The sequence below is a fragment of the Micromonospora olivasterospora genome (assembly GCF_007830265.1).
Classification (GTDB): domain Bacteria; phylum Actinomycetota; class Actinomycetes; order Mycobacteriales; family Micromonosporaceae; genus Micromonospora; species Micromonospora olivasterospora.
Map to the genome: position 1 here is coordinate 3,082,661 of NZ_VLKE01000001.1, position 17,177 is coordinate 3,099,837.

Below are 17,177 nucleotides of genomic sequence, written 5' to 3' on the forward strand. Positions count from 1 at the left end.
GTTCAGTTAGGGGCTGCAGATCATCAACACGCGGCTTTGGGCTCTGGCGGGGTGGTGATGCCTTCTGTGGTGGCGAGGGTGTAGAGGTCGTTTAGGGTGGCGAGTCGCTGTGGGCCGGGTTGGATGCTGTGTCCCGCCTGTTGCAGGAGTTGCCGGGTCTCGCGTATCCGCCTGTTGATTGTTTCGGGTCGGACGCTGAACAGGGCGGCGACGGCGACCTGGGACAGGGCGAGTCGGTGGTGCAGGATGGCGGCGATGAGCCGGTCGGCGAGGGTGAGGACGGGGCGGCGGCCGGTGCCGGGCGCGGTCAGTCGGGGACGGTGACCGCGTCGCTTGTTCAGGCGTGTTTCCCGCTGCTGGTCGTGCAGTGTCATCAGGGTGGTGATCAGTGCGTCCCACTCGTCGGGGGGTAGTCCGGTCAGGGCCGGATGCGCTAGCCAGGCCAGGTCGGGGCTGGGCTGGTCGAACGGGTCGGGGGCGTTGTTGACCTGTTCGTATTCCTCGGGGTGCAGGGTGTAGTTCCACTCACCGTGCCAGTCGTGGCGGCTCAGCGGTAGCGCGTCGTGTTGTCGGTCGCTGAGGCGTACGCCGGTGTCGTAGGTGTTGGTGTCGAGGGCGGCGTGTACGCGTAGGCCGGTGCGGGTCGTGGTGGCGGCGATGCTCTGCACGATCACGTCATGGCTGGTCAGCGGCCGGCCCCGCCAGTTCATGGTGATGTGGGAGAACAGCCGGTGTTCGACCTTGTTCCACTTTGAGGTGCCGGGTGGGAAGTGGCACACGGTGATGTCCAGCCCTGTCTGCACGGCGAGGGCGGCCAGTTCCGCTTTCCAGGCGCGGGTGCGGTAGCCGTTGGAGCCACCCGCGTCCGCGGTGATCAGCAGCCGCCTGGCGTGCGGATAGTCGCTGGAGCCGATGCTGTTCCACCAACGGCGGATCGACTCCACGGCGAACGCGGCGGTGTCGTGGTCGGTGCCGACGTTGACCCAGCCGGTGTTGGCGGCCAGGTCGTAGATGCCGTAAGGCACCGCCTTGCCCAGCTCGCTGTCGGGGAAGTCGTGAGTGCGGGTAGCGACCGGTTCACCGGCCGGCCGCCACTGGCGGCCGGCGTTGGCGAACGGGCCGACCAGTTCCTTCTTCTTGGTGTCCACGCTGACGACCGGGTCACCGGTGTCCTGATGGTCTCTGACCTGGTCGTTGATGTAGCGGAACTGCGCGTCGCGGTCCGGATGCTGCTTACCCTCGATGGTCTTGGCGTTGGCCTGCAGGCTGAACCCGTCGGACCGCAGCAGGTCGGCCACGGTGTCGGCGCCCACCGGGTGGCCCTGACGGGTCAACTCCGCGGCGAGGGTGCGGGTCGACTTGGTCGTCCACCGCAGAGGCGACATCGGATCGCCCCGCTCGTCCGGCTCGACCAGAGCCAGCAACGCCGGGCGCAACCGCGGATCCGTCTCGGACAGGCTTCTGCGGCCTCCGCCCAGGCGGCGTGCCCTACCCAAAGGGGGATCGCCCGCGTCCAAGTCGGACACGCCGCGAGAGACCGTGTTCTCGGCGACCCCGGCAGCCCGGGCCACCGCCCGGATCCCGCCGTGCCCCAACGCCCGCGCCTCAGCGCCCATCAGCAGGCGACGCTGCCGCTCATCCAGATGCGGAAAGATCGCTTCGAACTTCGCCGCCAGCATTTGTTCGGTTTCCACCGTCACGGCCATACCACATCCAACACGGCCCGGACAGGAAAACCTCTACTTATTTCTCGGCAGACCCTAACTGAACGGCGTTGACGCTAGTCCTGCCCGGCGACCCGCTCGCCAGCCAATTTTCGCTCCCTGGCCCGCCTCCGCGCCGGTCTGCCGCCGGTCCGCGCCCTGCGTGGCGCGCCGCGGCCGTCCTTGGCGCCGGGGCTGCGAAGGCATGGGGCCAGGGGCGGTCGGCACCGGGCCTGTGAAGGCGTCTGGCCCCGGGCCTCCGGCCCCGGGTGGTCGCCCCGGGTGGTCGGCACCGGGCGTCCGGCGCCGGCGGTCGGCCCCCGGCGGTCGCCCCCGGCGGTCGGCGCCGGGCGGTCGGCGCCGGCGTCCGGCCTCCGGCCGTCGGCGCCGAGTGGCCGCTGCCGTTGAGATCTTGGACAGTTACCGTCTCGCGCTGCCGGCAACTGTCCAAGATCTCCGTCCGGTGATATCAGTCGCGGTCGAGGGCGGCGCCGAGGAGCCAGGTGACGATGCCGACCAGGAGGGCGCCGAGGACGGCCTCCGGCCAGAAACCGGCCACGTGGAACGGCAGCCCGGCCTCGCCCGCGATCCAGCTCGTGAGTAGGAAGAGCAGGCCGTTGACCACCAGCGCGATCAGGCCGAGGGTCAGCAGGTAGAAGCCGCAGCCGACGGTCTTGATGATCGGCTGGAGCACGGCGTTGACGACACCGAAGATGGCCGCCACGAGGAGTAGCGTGACGACCGCCTCCGTCGCCGAGGCCGTGTCGAGCGTGATGCCCGGGATGAGCAGCGTGGCGAGCCAGAACGCCACCGCCGTGCTGCCCAGCCGGATCAGAAGACCCTTCAGGAAACCCATGGCCCCGGATAGTGCCACGGACCCGCCACCCGCGGAACCCACGGCGACCGGCGGATGACGGCTCTGCCGGGTCGATCACGCCGGCCCGCCCGGTCGTGCGACCAGCCGGGGCGAGCCGTCCCCGCCGCGGACGCCCCATCCCCGCCCCGGGTGCTGTCGTCCCCGCCCGCGTGGCCTCATCCCCGGCCCTGGGTGCTGTTGTCGCGGCCCGCGTGGCCTCATCCCCGGCCCTGGGTGCTGTTGTCGCGGCCCGCGTGGCCTCATCCCCGCCCCGGGCGACCGATCAGCTGCGACTCGATCGGCGTCGGGGAGAGGAGTACCCAGCGCAGCGCCCGCCGGTTCACCACCGCCACCATGTCCTCCCGGATCCGGGTCAGCCAGTCCGCCGAGCCGCCCAGCCCGAGCGCCGCCCCGGCCAGCGCCGCCTCGCCGGGGCGTAACGGTTGCAGCACGACCAGGTCGGCCCGGGCCAGTTGGTCGGCGTCGGCCGGCGTGAGGTCGTCCCGGACCACCAGGATCGACTGCCACGCCGGCACCGGCTCGTCGTTCGCCGGCACCGGGCCCGCGTCCAGCACGAGCAGCAGCGGTCGTAGCGGCGAGCCGGGCGCGCCGCCCAGCGGTCGGCCGGGCGGCAGCACCGAGATCGGGCCGCCGGGCGCGTTGACCCCTCGGACGAAGGGCTCCCACGAGCGGGGCCGCGTCGTCCGGACCGCCACCCGGGCGCCCAGGGCCATCGCCCGGAGGGCGACCAACTGGGCCGCGCGGACGCCGCCGACCAGCATCAACCGCGTACCCTCCGGCCGGAACAGCCGGATCGTCACCGCGCCGCCGTGGCGGTTGGCGCCCACCATCAGCCCGGCCTCGCCGACGGGCAGCTCCAGCCCGTCCAGACTTGCGGGGCCGACCGTCGCGCCCGGGACCACCAAAGCGAGCGGCAGCGTGCCGGCCAGCGCGGGAAGCTGCTCGCCGTCGAGCCGATCGACCTCGCCGCCCGCGCCGCCGACCAGCCGCCGCAGCGCCTGAGCCGCGACCGAGAGCTCCGCGGGGGTCCAGGCGGCCAGCCGTACGGCCAGCTCGGCCGGCGCGTCGCTTTCGGCGCCCGGGCCGACGCACAGCGAGACCGTGGTCGCCGCCGCCGGCAGGGTCAGCAGCCGGGGCACCAGCCCGCGCCCGGCGTCGGACGGCGGGGCCGGCCCCCGCCGCAGCCGGAAGGTGGTCTGCAGCAATGGTCCGGTGCGCACCGTCGGCCAGGACTCCCGCACCGGTCCCTCGCCGTCGTGGTGGGCCAGCTCCCCGAGCACGCGCAGCGCGGCGTGCTCGCCGAGCGGACGAGCGGCCACCGGCCGGAGCCGGCGGACGATCCGCCGGACCACGCCGGAGAGCGCCGTCCGCAGGTCCTCGTCGGTCCAGCCGGCCACCCGCAGTGCCCGGACCGCGAGCAGCGCCCGGTCCTGGCCGGCCAGCCGCCCGTCGGTCAGCTGACGGTACGAGGTGGCCACCGTGCCCCCGCCGGCCTCGCCGGCGGGAGCGGGAGAGCCGGAGAGCAGCAACTGGAGCCGGACCGGAGGCAGCTCCGGCGACACCGGCGGCAGCAGCGTGGCCGGCGGCGGAAGCGTCCGGGGGCCGTCGCCGAGCAGGTCGCCGGGGTCGCCGAGCTCCAGGACGACGGTCAACCCCACGGCGTCGTCGACCACCGCCGCGGGACCGCCGGCCAGTTCGACGGTGCGGACCGCCGCGCCGGGTGCGAGCAGGTCGAGCAGCGCGTCCGGGCCGGCGGGAGGGGTCAGGACGCGGTGCCGGGCGAGGTGACCCACGGCGACGGCGAGCCAGGCGAACAACCAACGGCCCCGCACCCGCACCCAGGCCCCGGCCAGCAGCGGGACGGCCACCAGCAGGGCGGCCGTCGTCCAGCCGCCGCCCCGCCCGGCCGCGGCGGCGACCAGTGCCACCGCCACCTGCCCCGCGACCACCTGGCCGGCGCGCACCCGGGTCGCCGGGCGGGCGGCGGGAATCCACTGTGCCGGCAGCGGCTGACGGTGCGCCGGCTGGACCGGTGCCGTGGTCGTACTGGCCGTCACCGCGCCTCCTCAGCGCTCACTCGGGGGCGCCGCGGGCAGGGGCACGACGCCGTGCGGTCGGTGCCGCTGCGTCATCGTATGGCTCCGGACCGACGCGATGGGACCCCGGTTCGTCCACAGGGGAGCGGGACGGGGTAGCACGACGGCAACTGGAGGGCTACCGTCAGCGACGAGTTTGGCCGACCTCGACCCGTCCCGGCGCCGTTCGCCGGGCGCGGCGGGCGGTGCGTCCGCCGCGGGCGCACCGACGGCCATGATCGAGGAGACGAGGTGACGTCCGGGGTGTCCCAGACCCAGGCAGAAGCCGCGGTGATGCAGCAGACCGCCGCGAAGTTCGAGCAGGTGGACCAGTCCCTGCAGGCCATGCTGTCCAGCCTGCTGGCCGAGCTGGAGGTGTTGCAGCAGGCCTGGCGGGGCGCCGGAGGGCGCTCGTTCGAGCAGGTCAAGCAGCAGTGGGCGCAGGATCAGGCGGCGTTGCAGCGGGCGCTGCGGGAGACGGCCGCCGCGATCCGCACCGCCGGCCAGCAGTACGACGTCTCGGACAGCGAGGCGGCCAGCCGGGTCGCCGGCACCAACCGCGGCATCCAGTTGCCGCTGTAGCAACCGTCCCGGAAAGGGGATCATCTGATGGACCACGGTGTGCTGGTCGTCAACTTCGCCGCGTTGCAGCAGGCCAGCGCGGACATCCAGCGGGCGCTGAACACGCTGGACAACCAGCTCGGCCAGCTCGAGCGGGACGCCGCCCCCCTGGTGGCGGGGTGGACCGGCGAGGCCCGCCAGGCGTACGAGCAGCGCCAGGCGCGGTGGCGCTCCGCCTCGCAGGACCTGCAGGCGATGCTGCGCGACATCAAGCTCGCGGTCGACGACTCCGCGTCCGACTACCTCGACACCGAGAAGCGCAACGTCAACCTGTTCCAGTGAGCCCGCCCCGGCGGCGGCCGCCCCACCGGCCGCCGCCGGAGGCGCCAAGGAGCCCTGGCAGCTCTGACGGCTCCGGTCAGGGCGCCGCGCGCCAGCGGCGCCGGATGCCGCGGGGAAGCAGCACGGCCAGCAGCACCGCGCCCGCCACCACCACTCCGGCGACAGCGGCGACGGTCAGCGCCCGCTCCCGGGCCGCCTCCCGCCGGGCCCGCCAGGCCAGCTCGGCCGGTTCCGCGCGGTCCGACGGCAGCCCCGCGACCCGGTCGGCCCGGCCGGTGGGGCCCGCCCCGGTCTCGACGACCGCCCGGTACGGGTTGAGCACCCCGGCGCCGTACCCGTCGCCGGGAGCCGGGTCGGCCGTGGCGACGATCCGCTGCGCCACCTGCGCGGCGGTCAGCCCGGGCCGATACTGCCGGACGAGGGCCGCCGCGGCCGCCACGAAGGGGGCGGCGTAGCTGGTCCCCTCGGCCTGACGGTGGCCCTGCCCCGGGGCGGCCATCAGCACCTCCCCGCCGGGGGCCACCAGGTCGACGTACGGGCCGGTCTGGGAGAACCCGGCACGCTGGCCGTCGGAGCCGATGGCGCCCACCCCCAGCACGCCGTCGTACGCGGCCGGGTACGGGCGGGGGTTGCCGCTGTCGTGGAGGTTGCCTGCGGCCGCGACCACGACAACGTCCCGCGCGAGGGCGTAGCCGACCGCCGCGCGGACGGCAGGATTGTCGGCGTACAGCACGACGGAGAGGTTGAGCACGTCGGCGCCGTGGTCCACGGCCCAGCGGATGGCCCGCGCGAAGTCGGCGGCGCTGACCGTACGCCCCGACTCCCGCCCGTCGACCACCTGCTGCTCGCTGACCCGCACCGGCAGTACGCGGGCCCGGGGCGCCAACCCCTGGAACCCGACGCCCGGCCGTGGCACGGCCGCGATGATGCTCGCCACGCCCGTGCCGTGCCCCGCGCAGTCCCGGCTTCCGTCGCCGCCCGCGTCGAGGAAGTCGGTGCCGTCGAGGACCCGCCCGGCCAACTGTGGGTGTTCCCGGTCCACCCCGGAGTCGATCACGGCTACGGTCACTCCTGCGCCGGTGGCCAGGGCGGACAGCCGCTCGGGGGCGTACCGTCGCTGGGGCCAGGGGACGGATGCGACCGGCCGGGCCGGGGCGAGCGGTGCGGAGCAGCCCGGCACGGCTCGCGCGGCGGCGGGACGGACCACGGTCGCGGGAACGGCCTGTGCCGGAGCGACCGTGTGCGGTTTGGCCGCCTGTCCCGGATGGACCGTGTGCGGCTGGGCCGCCTGTCCTGGAACGACCGTGTGCGGCTGGGCTGCCTGCCCTGGATGGACCGCGGACGGCGGAGCGGCCGCGTGGGTCCGCGCCGCCGCGCCGGCCGGGGCGGTGGATGGCGCGGCGAGCAGCGCCGCCGCCAACGCGGCGAGGACCGGGCGCGCGGTGGACCGGGGCATCGATGCCTCCGTATCGTGTCGACTCCGGAACGGGATGTTATCCCCATTTGCGCCGCCCGGCGGGGCCGCGCACGTCAGCCATTGTGATCTTGAAACCACCTTGTAGGTTGTACGCGATGCCTATGGCCTGTTCGCGGGAGGAGAGGTGGCCGTGACCGACTGGGAGCCGGCTACCGAGGCCGAAGCGGCGATGCGGGACGCGCTCCGCGCCAACGACCAGGAGCTCTACTTTCACATCCTGGCCCGCACCGAGCTGCTGCTGCCGGTCTCCGCAGAGGCGCTGACCGGCCCGGCACCGGCCGGATGGGGCACCTGGACCACCGGCGGGCGGACCCACGTCTTGGCGTTCACCTCGTCGGCTGCCCTGCGCGCCTGCCTGGGGGACAGCTCCGCCGCCAGCCGCCGCAGCGCGTACGCGGACCTGGCGGCCGACTGGCCGAACCACGAGTGGTGGCTGGCGGTGAACCCGGGCCTCCCGATCGAGGGGTACCTGCCCGCCTGGTTCGTCTCCCAACTGTCCCGGGGCGACGTGCGGCTGCCCGGACGCACCATGGGTGTCCGGGCGCGGCTGGAACAGGCCGAGACGGTCGCCAAGGCCCGGGCCAGCTCCGCGGTTCCCGGGCGGGACGCGCCGGCGCTCGGCGCGCCCAACCCGTCGCCCACCCGGCCGGCGGCTCCGCACAACCCGGCCCTACACAACCCGGCCCTACACAACCCGGCCCTACACAACCCGGCCCTACACAACCCGGCCCCGCACGCCGAACAGTCACCGCAGGCGAACCCGGCGGCCGGCCAGAACGCCGCGCCAGCAGCGCCCGCGCCGGCAGGGGCGGCCGGGGCGAGGACCTCGTCCCGGCCGGTCGAGCCGCCGACTCCGCCGCACCGGCGGTCCGCCGAGGCGGGCGCGGGCTCCCCGGTCCCGTCGTACGGGGACGGGCGGGGCACCGCGGGCGCTCCGCCGGGCCCTCGACCGGGTCCCGTCGAGGCCGGGGGCTCGGGCCCGCCGGCCGACGGCCGGGCCATGCCGGTGCCGCCCGAGCCGGCTCCCACCGGTTCGGCGTGGCTGACCGTACCTCGACGGCGGCCTACGGCGGAGCCCTCGACGGGCGGGCCGCCGGCCGACCCCGCGGACGGGCCCTCCGCCCCGCCCGCGTCCTTCTTCGAACCCGCGTCGAGCCGGAGCCGGGCGCTCCGTTCGGTCGGTGAGCCACGACGACCCGCTGACCGGGCCGTTCCGCCGCCCCGGTTCGCCGGGGGTAGCCAGCCGTTTCCCCGGCGGCGTCCCGCGCCGGACCCGGCCCCGAGCAGGCGACTCAGGCCCTGCGTCCCGCCGCGCCCGTGGAGCCGCCGACCGTGGCGTTCCCGTTCGGTCCGGCCGAGCCGCCGACCGTGGCGCTTCCGTTCAGTCCGGCCGAGTCGCCGACCGTGGCGCTTCCGTTCGGTCCGGCCGAGTCGCCGACCGTGGCGCTTCCGTTCGGTCCGGCCGAGTCGCCGACGGTCGCGTTCTCGGCAACAGGGGCAGCCGCGGCAGATCCGCCCGCGGGGGCCCTGGGCCCCGCCGACCCCAGCCGGCCTCCGTGGCCGGGCGCGGCCACCGACCCCAGCCTGACCCCGCGGCCGGGCGCGGCCGTCGAGCCGCCGCGAGCCGCCCCTGGCGAGGAGGCGACCCACGCGTTCCGGCCCGTCCCGCCGGCCGCGCGGCCCACCCACCCCGTCGCGCCCGGCGGCGGCGCGGTAGCAGGCGAGGATGCCAGCCGGCCGCGCGAAGCCAGCGGGGCCGGAACGCCCGACGAACTGCCCCGCCGCCGTCCGACGTCTGGTCTCGCCCAGGCGTTTCCGAGCTCTCGGCCCGCGTCGGCCAACGAGAGCGCCCCGGGCCTCCGCTCGCCGGGGGGTGACTCCCGGGAGGAACTGCCTCGCTCGATCGCCGAGCCGGTCTCCGGACCGCCGGCCCCCCGCCGCTCCTTCTCGCCCATCGTCATCGAGGGCACCGTCATCGAGTCGCGGGACCTGCCTGCCGGCGACCCGGTCCCCGGCGAGGCCGACCCGCCCGTCGCCGCCGGGCCCGTCGCCCCGGCCGCCCCCGACGCCCCGACGGTACGACTCTCCCGGCCGACGCCGCGGCCACGACGTCCTCCGGGCAGCCGACGAGCGGCGCGCCTGCCGCAGCCAGCGCCGACGGTTCGCCGGTCACGCCGCCGCCCGCCCCTGACGGGTCGCCCAGCCCGCCGCCCGCCCCGACCAGCCTCTGTCGCCGGCCGACGCGTCCAGCGCCGACGGAACGGGGCGGGTTTCCCCGCCGCCGGAGGCGCCCGTCGCCGGTGAGCCCGAGCCGGCTGGCCCTCTCTTCCGCCCCTCGGCCCCGTCCGCGCCGGCCGAGGAGCTGTTCCGCCCGGCCACCGCGTCGTCCGCCGCGCCGGCCGAGGAGCTGTTCCGCCCGGCCACCGCGTCGTCCGCCGCGCCGGCCGAGGAGCTGTTCCGCCCGGCCACCGCGTCGTCCGCCGCGCCGGCCGAGGACCCGCTCGACCCGGCCACCCCCGCTACCGACGTGCCCCCGCCGGCCGAGGACGCGGCACCCGAACCAGCACCGCCGGTGCCCCGGTTCCAGGCGGCCAACGACGTCGAGGAGAACCTGCTGGGCGCCGCCTCGGCCGGCAGCACAGACAGTTTCCTCAGCACCCTGCTGCTGGCCCGGGTGCTGCTGCCGGTCGCCCCGGACTCGGTGCCCGACAGCGGCCCCGGCGACCCGGGCTTCGTCTGGCGCACCGAGCAGTTGGACGGCGAGACGTACGTGGTCGTCTACACCTCCCCGGAGCGGATGGCGGACCACCTCGCCGACCCGGTCGAGACCGTACGCGTCAAGTTCGTCCAGCTCATCCGCCGCTGGCCGGACGCCGCCTGGTCGTTCGCGGTGAACCCGAACACGCCGGTCGGCGCGAAGCTGCCCGGCGAGCAGATCGTCGCGTTGGCCAACTGGGCCGCCGAGGTGGGGCTGGGCGACGACGCGGGCAGCGAGCCGGAGCCGGCGTCCGGGGGCGTCCGGCGGGCGGGCCGCGGCAGGCCCCGCCGCCCGTCGACCCGAACCGGCCGGTCGTGATGCAGAAGGTGATCTCCCCGAGCCAGCTCTCGTACTATCTCGAGCGCGGCTACGACCGGGTCTCCGGCTTCGTGCACCGGGCCAACGAGCTGGCCCACCTGAACACACCGGCGCAGCTGTACGGCGCGCTCGGGCTGGGCTATCCGGGTTCGCCGTTCTCCCGCGACGCGGAGGAGATCCACGTGCTGCGTTGGCCGGCGCATCGGCCGAGCCTCTACCGCATCCCGTACGGCGGCCAGAACGAGAGCGCCATGCGGGCGATGGAGGGCTGGGTCATCGAGCGTCCACCGTTCCGGGGCAACGGCTTCGCCCCGGGCGAGAGCAGCGACGTCGTGGCCGAGTTCAAGGTGGACAGCGCCCGGCTGCCGCACGGCGCGCAGCTGTGCCGGATCGGCGCGGACGGCACCGAGCGGACGATCGCCGTCCTGGATGTCGACGCGCTGGTCTGGCGACGGGCCGAGGGGTCGTGATGCGCGACGGCTACGTGGCCCGCTGGCGCGGGCGGGAGTACCAGGCCAGCCCGGACGGCGACGACGTGCGGCTGTACCGGCCGGAGCCCGGCGACGGGTTCGAGGAGGTCCGTCCCGGCCGCCACGTCCGGGTGGTGCCGGCGACGGAGGTCGACGACCTGGCGTACGTCCGGACCACCTGCACCTGGCAGGGGCAGCCGTTCATCGTCCTCGGCGAGCACGACGGCTGGCTGCGGGTGGAGTACACCGGCGGGCGCTGGCCGGTCGCCCAGGCGATGGGGCTGGAGGTCTTCGACTTCGGGGTCTACCAGGGCTGGGCGCCGGCCGCCGAGGTCGCCGACCTGCGCGAACAGCGGCTCTGAGTCAGGACTTCGCCCAGCGCAGGATCTCGCCGAGCACGACCTCCCGGGCCTCGACGTGCGGGAAGTGCCCCACGCCGTCCAGCAGCCGCCACTCGTACGGGGCGACGACGTACCGGCCGGACCCCTGGGCCGTACGCGGCAGCGAGGCGGCGTCCAGCGCGCCGTGCAGTTGCAGCGTCGGGGTGACCAGGGGCTTCTGCATCAGCTTGACGAACCGGTAGCCGTGCAGCCGCAGCACCGACCGGAACGCCCACCGGTAGCCCTCCAGCGCGCAGAACGCCGCCTGCGGGATGCGCATGGCCTCCTGGCAGCGCCGGGCGTACGCCTCGAAGTCCGGCCCCTGCACCCAGCGCGGCCCGCCCCAGCGGCGCAGCATCTCCTCGACGGCCGCCGCGCCGTCGCGCGTGAGCACGTGCTCGTAGCGGGGGAGCTGGAACTTCAGGGTCGGCGTGGAGGCGGCGAACTGCCCGCGCGGGTCGGCGAAGATCGCGGCGCGCAGCCGCAGCGGGTGCGGGGCGCCGAGCACCACGAGCCGGCGTACCAGCGCCGGGTGGAACGAGGCCGCGGTCCAGGCGATCAGGCCGCCGGCCCCGGAGCCGACCAGGGTGGCGGAGCGCTCGCCGAGAGCCCGGATCAGGCCGGCGACGTCGGCGGCGAGCGTGTAGCCGTCGTACCCGCGGGGCGGCTTGTCGCTGGCGCCGTAGCCGCGCAGGTCGACCGCCACCGCCCGGAACCCGGCGTCGGCCACCGCCGGGAGGATGTCGTGCCACGCCCACCAGTGCTCGGGGAAGCCGTGCAGGAGGAGCACCATGGGGCCGGTGCCCGCCTCGACGACGTGGAAGCGGCTGCCGTTCGCGCCGACGAACCGGTGCGTCCACGGGCCTTCGGTCAGGACGCAGGACTCGTCGACGGCACCGCCGCGCTGCTGGCTCATGGCCCCAGCCTAGGGCCCCGGTGCTGCCGGCCGCCCCGGCGGCCGGAAAGGGCGATGCCCGGGCAGGGGACCTGCCCGGGCATCGCGGTGCTGCGGATCGAGCTGTGGATCAGGAGAAGCGGACCTTGATCGAGGTCCCCTTCTGCTCCAGCACCCTGATCTTCGTGCCGGTGGCCGGCACCTTCACGCCGTGGTTCGGCAGCTCCGGGTACCAGTACTGCTTGGTGTCGTCGAACAGCGGCTGCGCGGCCTGGCCCCGGACGTACTGGGGCTGGCTGTTGATGTGCAGCGTGAACGAGTCGGCCTTCTTCAGGCTGAACGGCGCGTCGTAGACCTGGACGCGGGCCCGCCAGGGGCTGCCGGTCAGGTTGTAGATCGGCCGCGGGTGGGCGTCGATGACCATGTTGCGACCCTCACCCGGGTGCGCGAACGTGTCGTTGTCCGCGTACCGGAGGTTCCAGTACGAGATCAGCAGGCCCTCCTGGTACGCGTAGTGGTCCACGTAGTCCGGGCGGGTGTTCGCGTAGCCGAAGTAGTACGGGCCGGTCTTCAGGTACCGGTCGTACGAGACGTACGACCGGTGGCCGGCGATGTAGTAGTTGTCGAAGAGCCGGGTGTAGCTCGCCTCGACGATGCTGAATCCGCCGAGCGCCCAGTTCCCGGCGCCCGCCTCGGCGCCGTCGGTGGACACCGGCTGGCCGTCGGCGGTCACGGTGAGGTTGTCGCCGAAGAAGCCGCCCGGGGCCACGCCCCCGTCGGTGACGTAGTGGAGGCGGACCTGCACGGTCCTGCCCGCCACGACGTCCAGCGGGATGTTGATGTCGGCCCATTCGCCGTCGCTGCTGCCCGTGAGGCCCGGCGTCGGGTCGGTGTTCGACACCGGCGGGATCGGCCGGCCGTCGACCGTGCCGGGCAGCGCGGCCCAGGTGGCGCCGCCGTCCTGCGAGACCTCGAAGAACAGGTAGTCGTAGCCGGACTCGATGTCGTACCGGCCCTTGAGCGACAGCGCCGCGGAGGACTTCCCGGTGAGGTCGATCGTCCTGGTCATCGAGTTGTTCAGGTCGTCGTCGTTGCCGGAGAAGAACTGTTTGCTGCCCTCGAACGGCTGGCCGTAGTCGAACGTGTACTCCCGCTGGGGAAGCACCACCACGGCGGCCTGCGGCTTGCGCGAGTTGTACTCCTGCGGGCCGAGGTCCAGGGTGCGCTTCTGCCCGGCCTTGACCACCTCGTAGTCGAGCCAGCCGAGCTGGAGCTTGTTCCAGGCGCCCAGGTCGCCACCGCGCTCGCCGATGCCGCGGTCGTGCTTGGCGCCGAGCCGGCTCTGGGCCATCAGGGTCCAGTGCTCGTTGTTGTTGTCCCCACCGCTGAGGACGTTGTAGTCGTCCGGCAGGCCCAGGTCGTGGCCGTACTCGTGGTAGAAGACGCTGCGGCCGCCGTTTTCCGGCTGGATGGTGTAGTCGCGGATCCAGACGCCGGTGTCGCCGATCTCGGTGCCGCCGATCGGGAAGTTCGGCGGGCCGACCCGCGAGGTGTTGTACGCCGCCCAGCGGTGGCTCCAGATGGCGTCCTCGCCCTGGTGCGGGTCGCCGTCGGCCTGGTCGCCGCCGGAGTGGACGATCTGGAAGTGGTCGATGTAGCCGTCCGGCTCGTTGAAGTTGCCGTCGCCGTCGTAGTCGAACCGGTCCCACTGGTCGAACGACTGCATGTCGGCCTTGATCTGGGCGTCGGTGCGGCCCTTGGCCTTCTGGTCGGCGACCCACTGGTTGGCCGCGTCGCGGATCAGGTCCCAGGTGTTCTGGCAGACGTTGTCGGCGCAGACCGCCGGGTCGTTGGCCGGGTTGTCGTCGTCGTCCGCGATCGGGTCGTCCGAGCGGCCGTACCGGGCGGCGTTGTACCTGACCTTCACCCAGTCGGTGACCATGCCGTCCACGCTGTACCGCCCGGACGACTGGGCCTCGTAGTACTGCTTGAGCGACTCGTCGCCCTGGTTGGTGCCGAAGTACAGCTTGCGGAAGTGGTCCGGGCTGTAGTCGGGCTGCCACACGGTCGAGTTGTCGACGGCCCGGTTCGGCGCCGGGATCTGGTTGTGCAGCGGCCCGTCGAACGTGGACGGGCCGGGAATGCCCGGGTTCGTGTCCTTGTCCGGGTAGTCGGGGTGCCGATCGTCCCCGAACTCGGCCAGGATCACGAAGATCCTGTCGGTCTGCTGCCGGCTCAGCTCGACGTACTGGTCCTTCTGGCCCTTCTTGGCGTTGCGGGCGCCGGCCGCGGCGGCCGCGCCGCCGGCGGTCTCGCCGACCTTGACGACCGTGCTGCCGTTGATCTTCTGCGGCTTGGCCCGGCCGGAGAGGACCTCGCTGAGGCCCTCCTGCCGAAGCGCCCGGCGCTTCTCCTCGAGTCTGTCCGGCAGATCGTGATGATCCGCTGGGGCCTTCTCGGCGGCCGACGGAGCGGTCGTCGGCGACTTCGGTGCCGGCGCGGCGCTGGCGGCCGTGCCTGCCACCAGTCCTGTCGCCGTCAACGAGAGCCCGAGCAGACCCACTGCGACTTTGCGCACGTGGTACCTCCGGTGTGAGGAAACCGGCCCTACGGGGGTACGGACCGGTGAGTTGTCCCACTAGTGGGACCAATGGTGAACATAGAGTCTGCTGGGGCCGGTGGGAAGACGAACGTATCGACTTGTAGCAAGATTTTGACCGGAAGGCTCCGCTCCGTAACATCTGCGTCCGTCGTTCGGCTCGTCGTGAGCGGCCCGAACGTCCGACGGGCGTGACGAAGGGGCGGTCTCCGGCGGGGGGCCAACGAGAACACGAAAGGGGGCCGGTGGCTCGCGCCACCGGCCCCCTCCGCCGATCGTCAGATCAGTTGTGGATCCGGACGACCATGTTGTCGGTCGCCTTCTTGCCCTGGCCCACGATGGTGATGGTGGTGCCGGTACCGGCCACCTTCACCGAGTTCCACGGGTTGCCGGCCGACCAGTACGCGTTCACGTTGCTGTCGTTGAACACCGGGTTCGGGTTCAGCTGCGGCACCGTGACCGGCACGCCGTTGACGTGGAACGTCTGCGCCGGCTTGGCGTACAGGCTGAACGTCGCGTCGTAGCCGTTACGCCGGTTGGTGATCCGGCCCTGGCCGGAAACCGCGATCTCACCCGGGCGGACGTCCACCGGCAGGTTCAGGCCGAAGCCCGGGTGCTGCCGGGTGTTGTTGTCGCCGTAGGCGTAGTTCACGTACCAGACCAGCAGGCCGGGCTGGACCGAGAACCGCTCCACCCAGTTCGGGCGGGTGTTGTTGAAACCGTAGTTGTACCCACCGGTGCGGAGGGTGTCGTCGTACCCGAAGTACGTCCGGTTCTCCGCGATGTAGAAGCGGGGGTACTCGTCGGTCACCGAGCCACCCATCCGGGTGAAGCCCCGCGCCGTCCACGCCGCGTCCAGCGTCTCCGCGCCGTCGGTCCAGGCGGCGGCGCCGTTCTTGACCAGCGAGATGTTGTCCAGGAACGCGCCGGCCAGGTGCACGCCGCCGTCGGTGGCGTAGCGGTAGCGGAACTGCACGGTCTGCCCGGCGAAGGCGGACAGGTCGTAGGTCAGGTCGACCCAGTTGCCGCTGGTGGAGCCGTCGACACCGGTCTCGCCGGCGTCGATGAGCGAGTTGCTCAGCTGGGTCCAGCTCGTGCCACCGTTGGTGGACACCTCGGCGTAGAGGAAGTCGTAGTCCTCCTCGATGTCGTACCAGGCCTTCGCGGTGATCGACGCGGACGTCGCACCGGTCAGGTCCAGCGTGCGGGTCAGCGTGGTGTTCAGGTCGTCCGCGCTGCCGCCCCACCACTCGTTCGCGCCGGCGAACGGGGTGTTGTAGCTGGTGGTCTGGGTCGTCGACGGCAGGTTCACCACAACGGCCTGGGCCTTCGGCCCGTCGAAGTCGCCCGCCGGGCCGAGGACCACCTGGGTGGTGCCCTTGCCGTACTCGACGGTCGAGTAGTTCAGCCAGCCGAGGAACAGCTTCGACCACGGGTCCATGTAGCCCGGGGTCGAACCGATGTCGTCGGTGCCGTGGCTCAGCCACGAGCCCGAGGACATCAGGCTCCAGAAGCCGACGCCGTTGTCGCCGCCGGCGGTGTCGTACAGGTCCGGCAGACCGAGGTCGTGGCCGTACTCGTGCGCGAACACGCCGAGGCCGCCGTTCTCCGGCTCCGTGGTGTAGTCACGGATCCACAGCCCGGTGTCGCCGATCTGCACGCCGCCGGCCAGGTTGCCCTGCGGGCCGGCGACGCCGGCCAGGTTCGGGAACGCGGCCCACCGGTGCGACCAGATGGCGTCCTCGCCCTCGGCGCCGCCACCGGCCTCCTCGCCCTCGCCCGCATGCACCGCCTGGAAGTGGTCGATGTAGCCGTCGGGCTCGTTGAAGTTGCCGTCGCCGTCGCCGTCGTACCGGTCCCAGACGTCGAACTGCGCGAGGTAGTCCTTGATCTGCTGCGGCGTCTTACCGGCGGCGACCTGCGACTGGTACCACGCCGTGGCGCTGTCCTTGACGAAGTTCCAGTAGCCGTCGGCCTCGGAGATGTTGTTGCTGCCGTACCGGGCCTCGTTGTAGGGCACGGTGACCCAGTCGCTCACATCGCCGCCGACGGTGTACCGGCCGCCGGACTGCTTGAGGTAGAAGTCCCGCATCGACTCGCCCGGACCGTAGAACATGTCCAGGTAGTGGGCCCGGTCGAAGTTGGACCGCCACAGGGTGCTGTTGTCGTCGGTGGCGCTGCCGTCCCAGTTGCGGTCCGGCTCGGGGATCTGGTTGACCACCGGGCCCGGGGTGCCCCCGGTCCGCGGGTCGGTCTGGTTGCCGAAGTTGACCAGCATCGTGAAGATCGGGTCCGTCTTCGGCGCCTGCTGGTACTCGACGAACTTGTCCTTCTTGACCTGGATGACCTTGGAGCCGTTGCGCGTCTGGAGCTTGGCCTTGCCCTTCAGCAGGTCGGAGATGGCCTGCTTGCGGAGCTCCCGGTGCTGGTCAGCCTTCGGGTCGGGCAGGTTGTCCTTGTGCCGCACCTTCTCGGCCGCAGGGGTCGGGCCCGCCACCGGGGCGGCGGACGCCGGGGCCGTGACGACGCCGGCCGCCAGCAGCGCGGCCGTGGCCGAGGCCAGGCCCGCCGTGACTCGTCTCCTCAAAGGTCCTCCTCCTTTGTGGATGTGTTACATGGCAGGCGTGACTCACGTCCGCACTGTCATGTCATGCGCTCCTCACCCTGGCAGAGCGATCGGCGGTTGTCACGGGGCAATTAGGATTGGAGAACGTTGTACGTG

General features: G+C 73.2%; 11 protein-coding genes and 1 pseudogene. 5 read left to right on the top strand and 7 right to left on the bottom strand.

The window, feature by feature from the left end; all coding sequences use genetic code 11:
* Nucleotides 1-23: 23 nt before the first annotated feature.
* From JD77_RS14125 to eccE, 3 genes are all read right to left on the bottom strand, one after another.
* On the bottom strand, nt 24-1,706 hold the full coding sequence (locus JD77_RS14125) for an ISAzo13 family transposase (RefSeq protein WP_145774681.1): 1,683 nt from the start codon (nt 1,704-1,706) through the stop codon (nt 24-26).
* A 466-nt stretch (nt 1,707-2,172) separates the two neighbouring features.
* Nucleotides 2,173-2,559, bottom strand: coding sequence for a phage holin family protein (locus JD77_RS14130; RefSeq protein ID WP_145774809.1), 387 nt, complete (start codon nt 2,557-2,559; stop codon nt 2,173-2,175).
* 260 nt (nt 2,560-2,819) lie between these two features.
* Nucleotides 2,820-4,637, bottom strand: a complete 1,818-nt coding sequence (gene eccE, locus JD77_RS14135) for a type VII secretion protein EccE (RefSeq protein ID WP_211372559.1) — start codon at nt 4,635-4,637, stop codon at nt 2,820-2,822.
* Between the two features lie 282 nt (nt 4,638-4,919).
* On the opposite strand from eccE, the gene JD77_RS14140 reads away from it, so the two are divergent.
* Both JD77_RS14140 and JD77_RS14145 read left to right on the top strand, forming a co-directional pair.
* Nucleotides 4,920-5,237 (top strand): WXG100 family type VII secretion target, encoded by a 318-nt coding sequence (locus tag JD77_RS14140; protein ID WP_145777581.1) that lies wholly within the window; start codon nt 4,920-4,922, stop codon nt 5,235-5,237.
* A 27-nt stretch (nt 5,238-5,264) separates the two neighbouring features.
* Entirely contained in the window at nt 5,265-5,558 is a 294-nt protein-coding gene (locus JD77_RS14145) for a WXG100 family type VII secretion target (RefSeq protein WP_145774810.1), read from the top strand.
* 76 nt (nt 5,559-5,634) lie between these two features.
* Here JD77_RS14145 and mycP read toward each other — a convergent pair whose 3' ends face one another.
* Nucleotides 5,635-7,014, bottom strand: a complete 1,380-nt coding sequence (mycP, locus tag JD77_RS14150; RefSeq protein WP_145774811.1) for a type VII secretion-associated serine protease mycosin — start codon at nt 7,012-7,014, stop codon at nt 5,635-5,637.
* Between the two features lie 190 nt (nt 7,015-7,204).
* Between mycP and JD77_RS35145 the strand changes: the two genes are divergently transcribed.
* The 3 genes and pseudogenes from JD77_RS35145 to JD77_RS14165 all read left to right on the top strand — a co-directional run bounded on the left by JD77_RS35145 (nt 7,205) and on the right by JD77_RS14165 (nt 10,943).
* Entirely contained in the window at nt 7,205-8,623 is a 1,419-nt protein-coding gene (locus JD77_RS35145) for an SseB family protein (protein ID WP_425463594.1), read from the top strand.
* A 596-nt stretch (nt 8,624-9,219) separates the two neighbouring features.
* Nucleotides 9,220-10,581, top strand: a pseudogene (locus tag JD77_RS35150) (SseB family protein); the annotation flags it as partial.
* Nucleotides 10,578-10,943, top strand: a complete 366-nt coding sequence (locus JD77_RS14165; protein ID WP_145774813.1) for a hypothetical protein — start codon at nt 10,578-10,580, stop codon at nt 10,941-10,943. The pseudogene JD77_RS35150 and the gene JD77_RS14165, both read left to right, overlap by 4 nt.
* 1 nt (nt 10,944) lies before the next feature.
* Here JD77_RS14165 and JD77_RS14170 read toward each other — a convergent pair whose 3' ends face one another.
* From JD77_RS14170 to JD77_RS14180, 3 genes are all read right to left on the bottom strand, one after another.
* Complete coding sequence (locus JD77_RS14170) at nt 10,945-11,877, bottom strand: alpha/beta fold hydrolase (protein WP_145774814.1); 933 nt, start codon at nt 11,875-11,877, stop codon at nt 10,945-10,947.
* Between the two features lie 109 nt (nt 11,878-11,986).
* The gene (locus JD77_RS14175; protein ID WP_145777582.1) at nt 11,987-14,419 is read right to left on the bottom strand and encodes an immune inhibitor A domain-containing protein; all 2,433 of its coding nucleotides are present in this window, start codon (nt 14,417-14,419) and stop codon (nt 11,987-11,989) included.
* Nucleotides 14,420-14,738: 319 nt separating this feature from the next.
* Nucleotides 14,739-17,042, bottom strand: coding sequence for an immune inhibitor A domain-containing protein (locus JD77_RS14180; protein ID WP_145774815.1), 2,304 nt, complete (start codon nt 17,040-17,042; stop codon nt 14,739-14,741).
* Between the last annotated feature and the right edge of the window lie 135 nt (nt 17,043-17,177).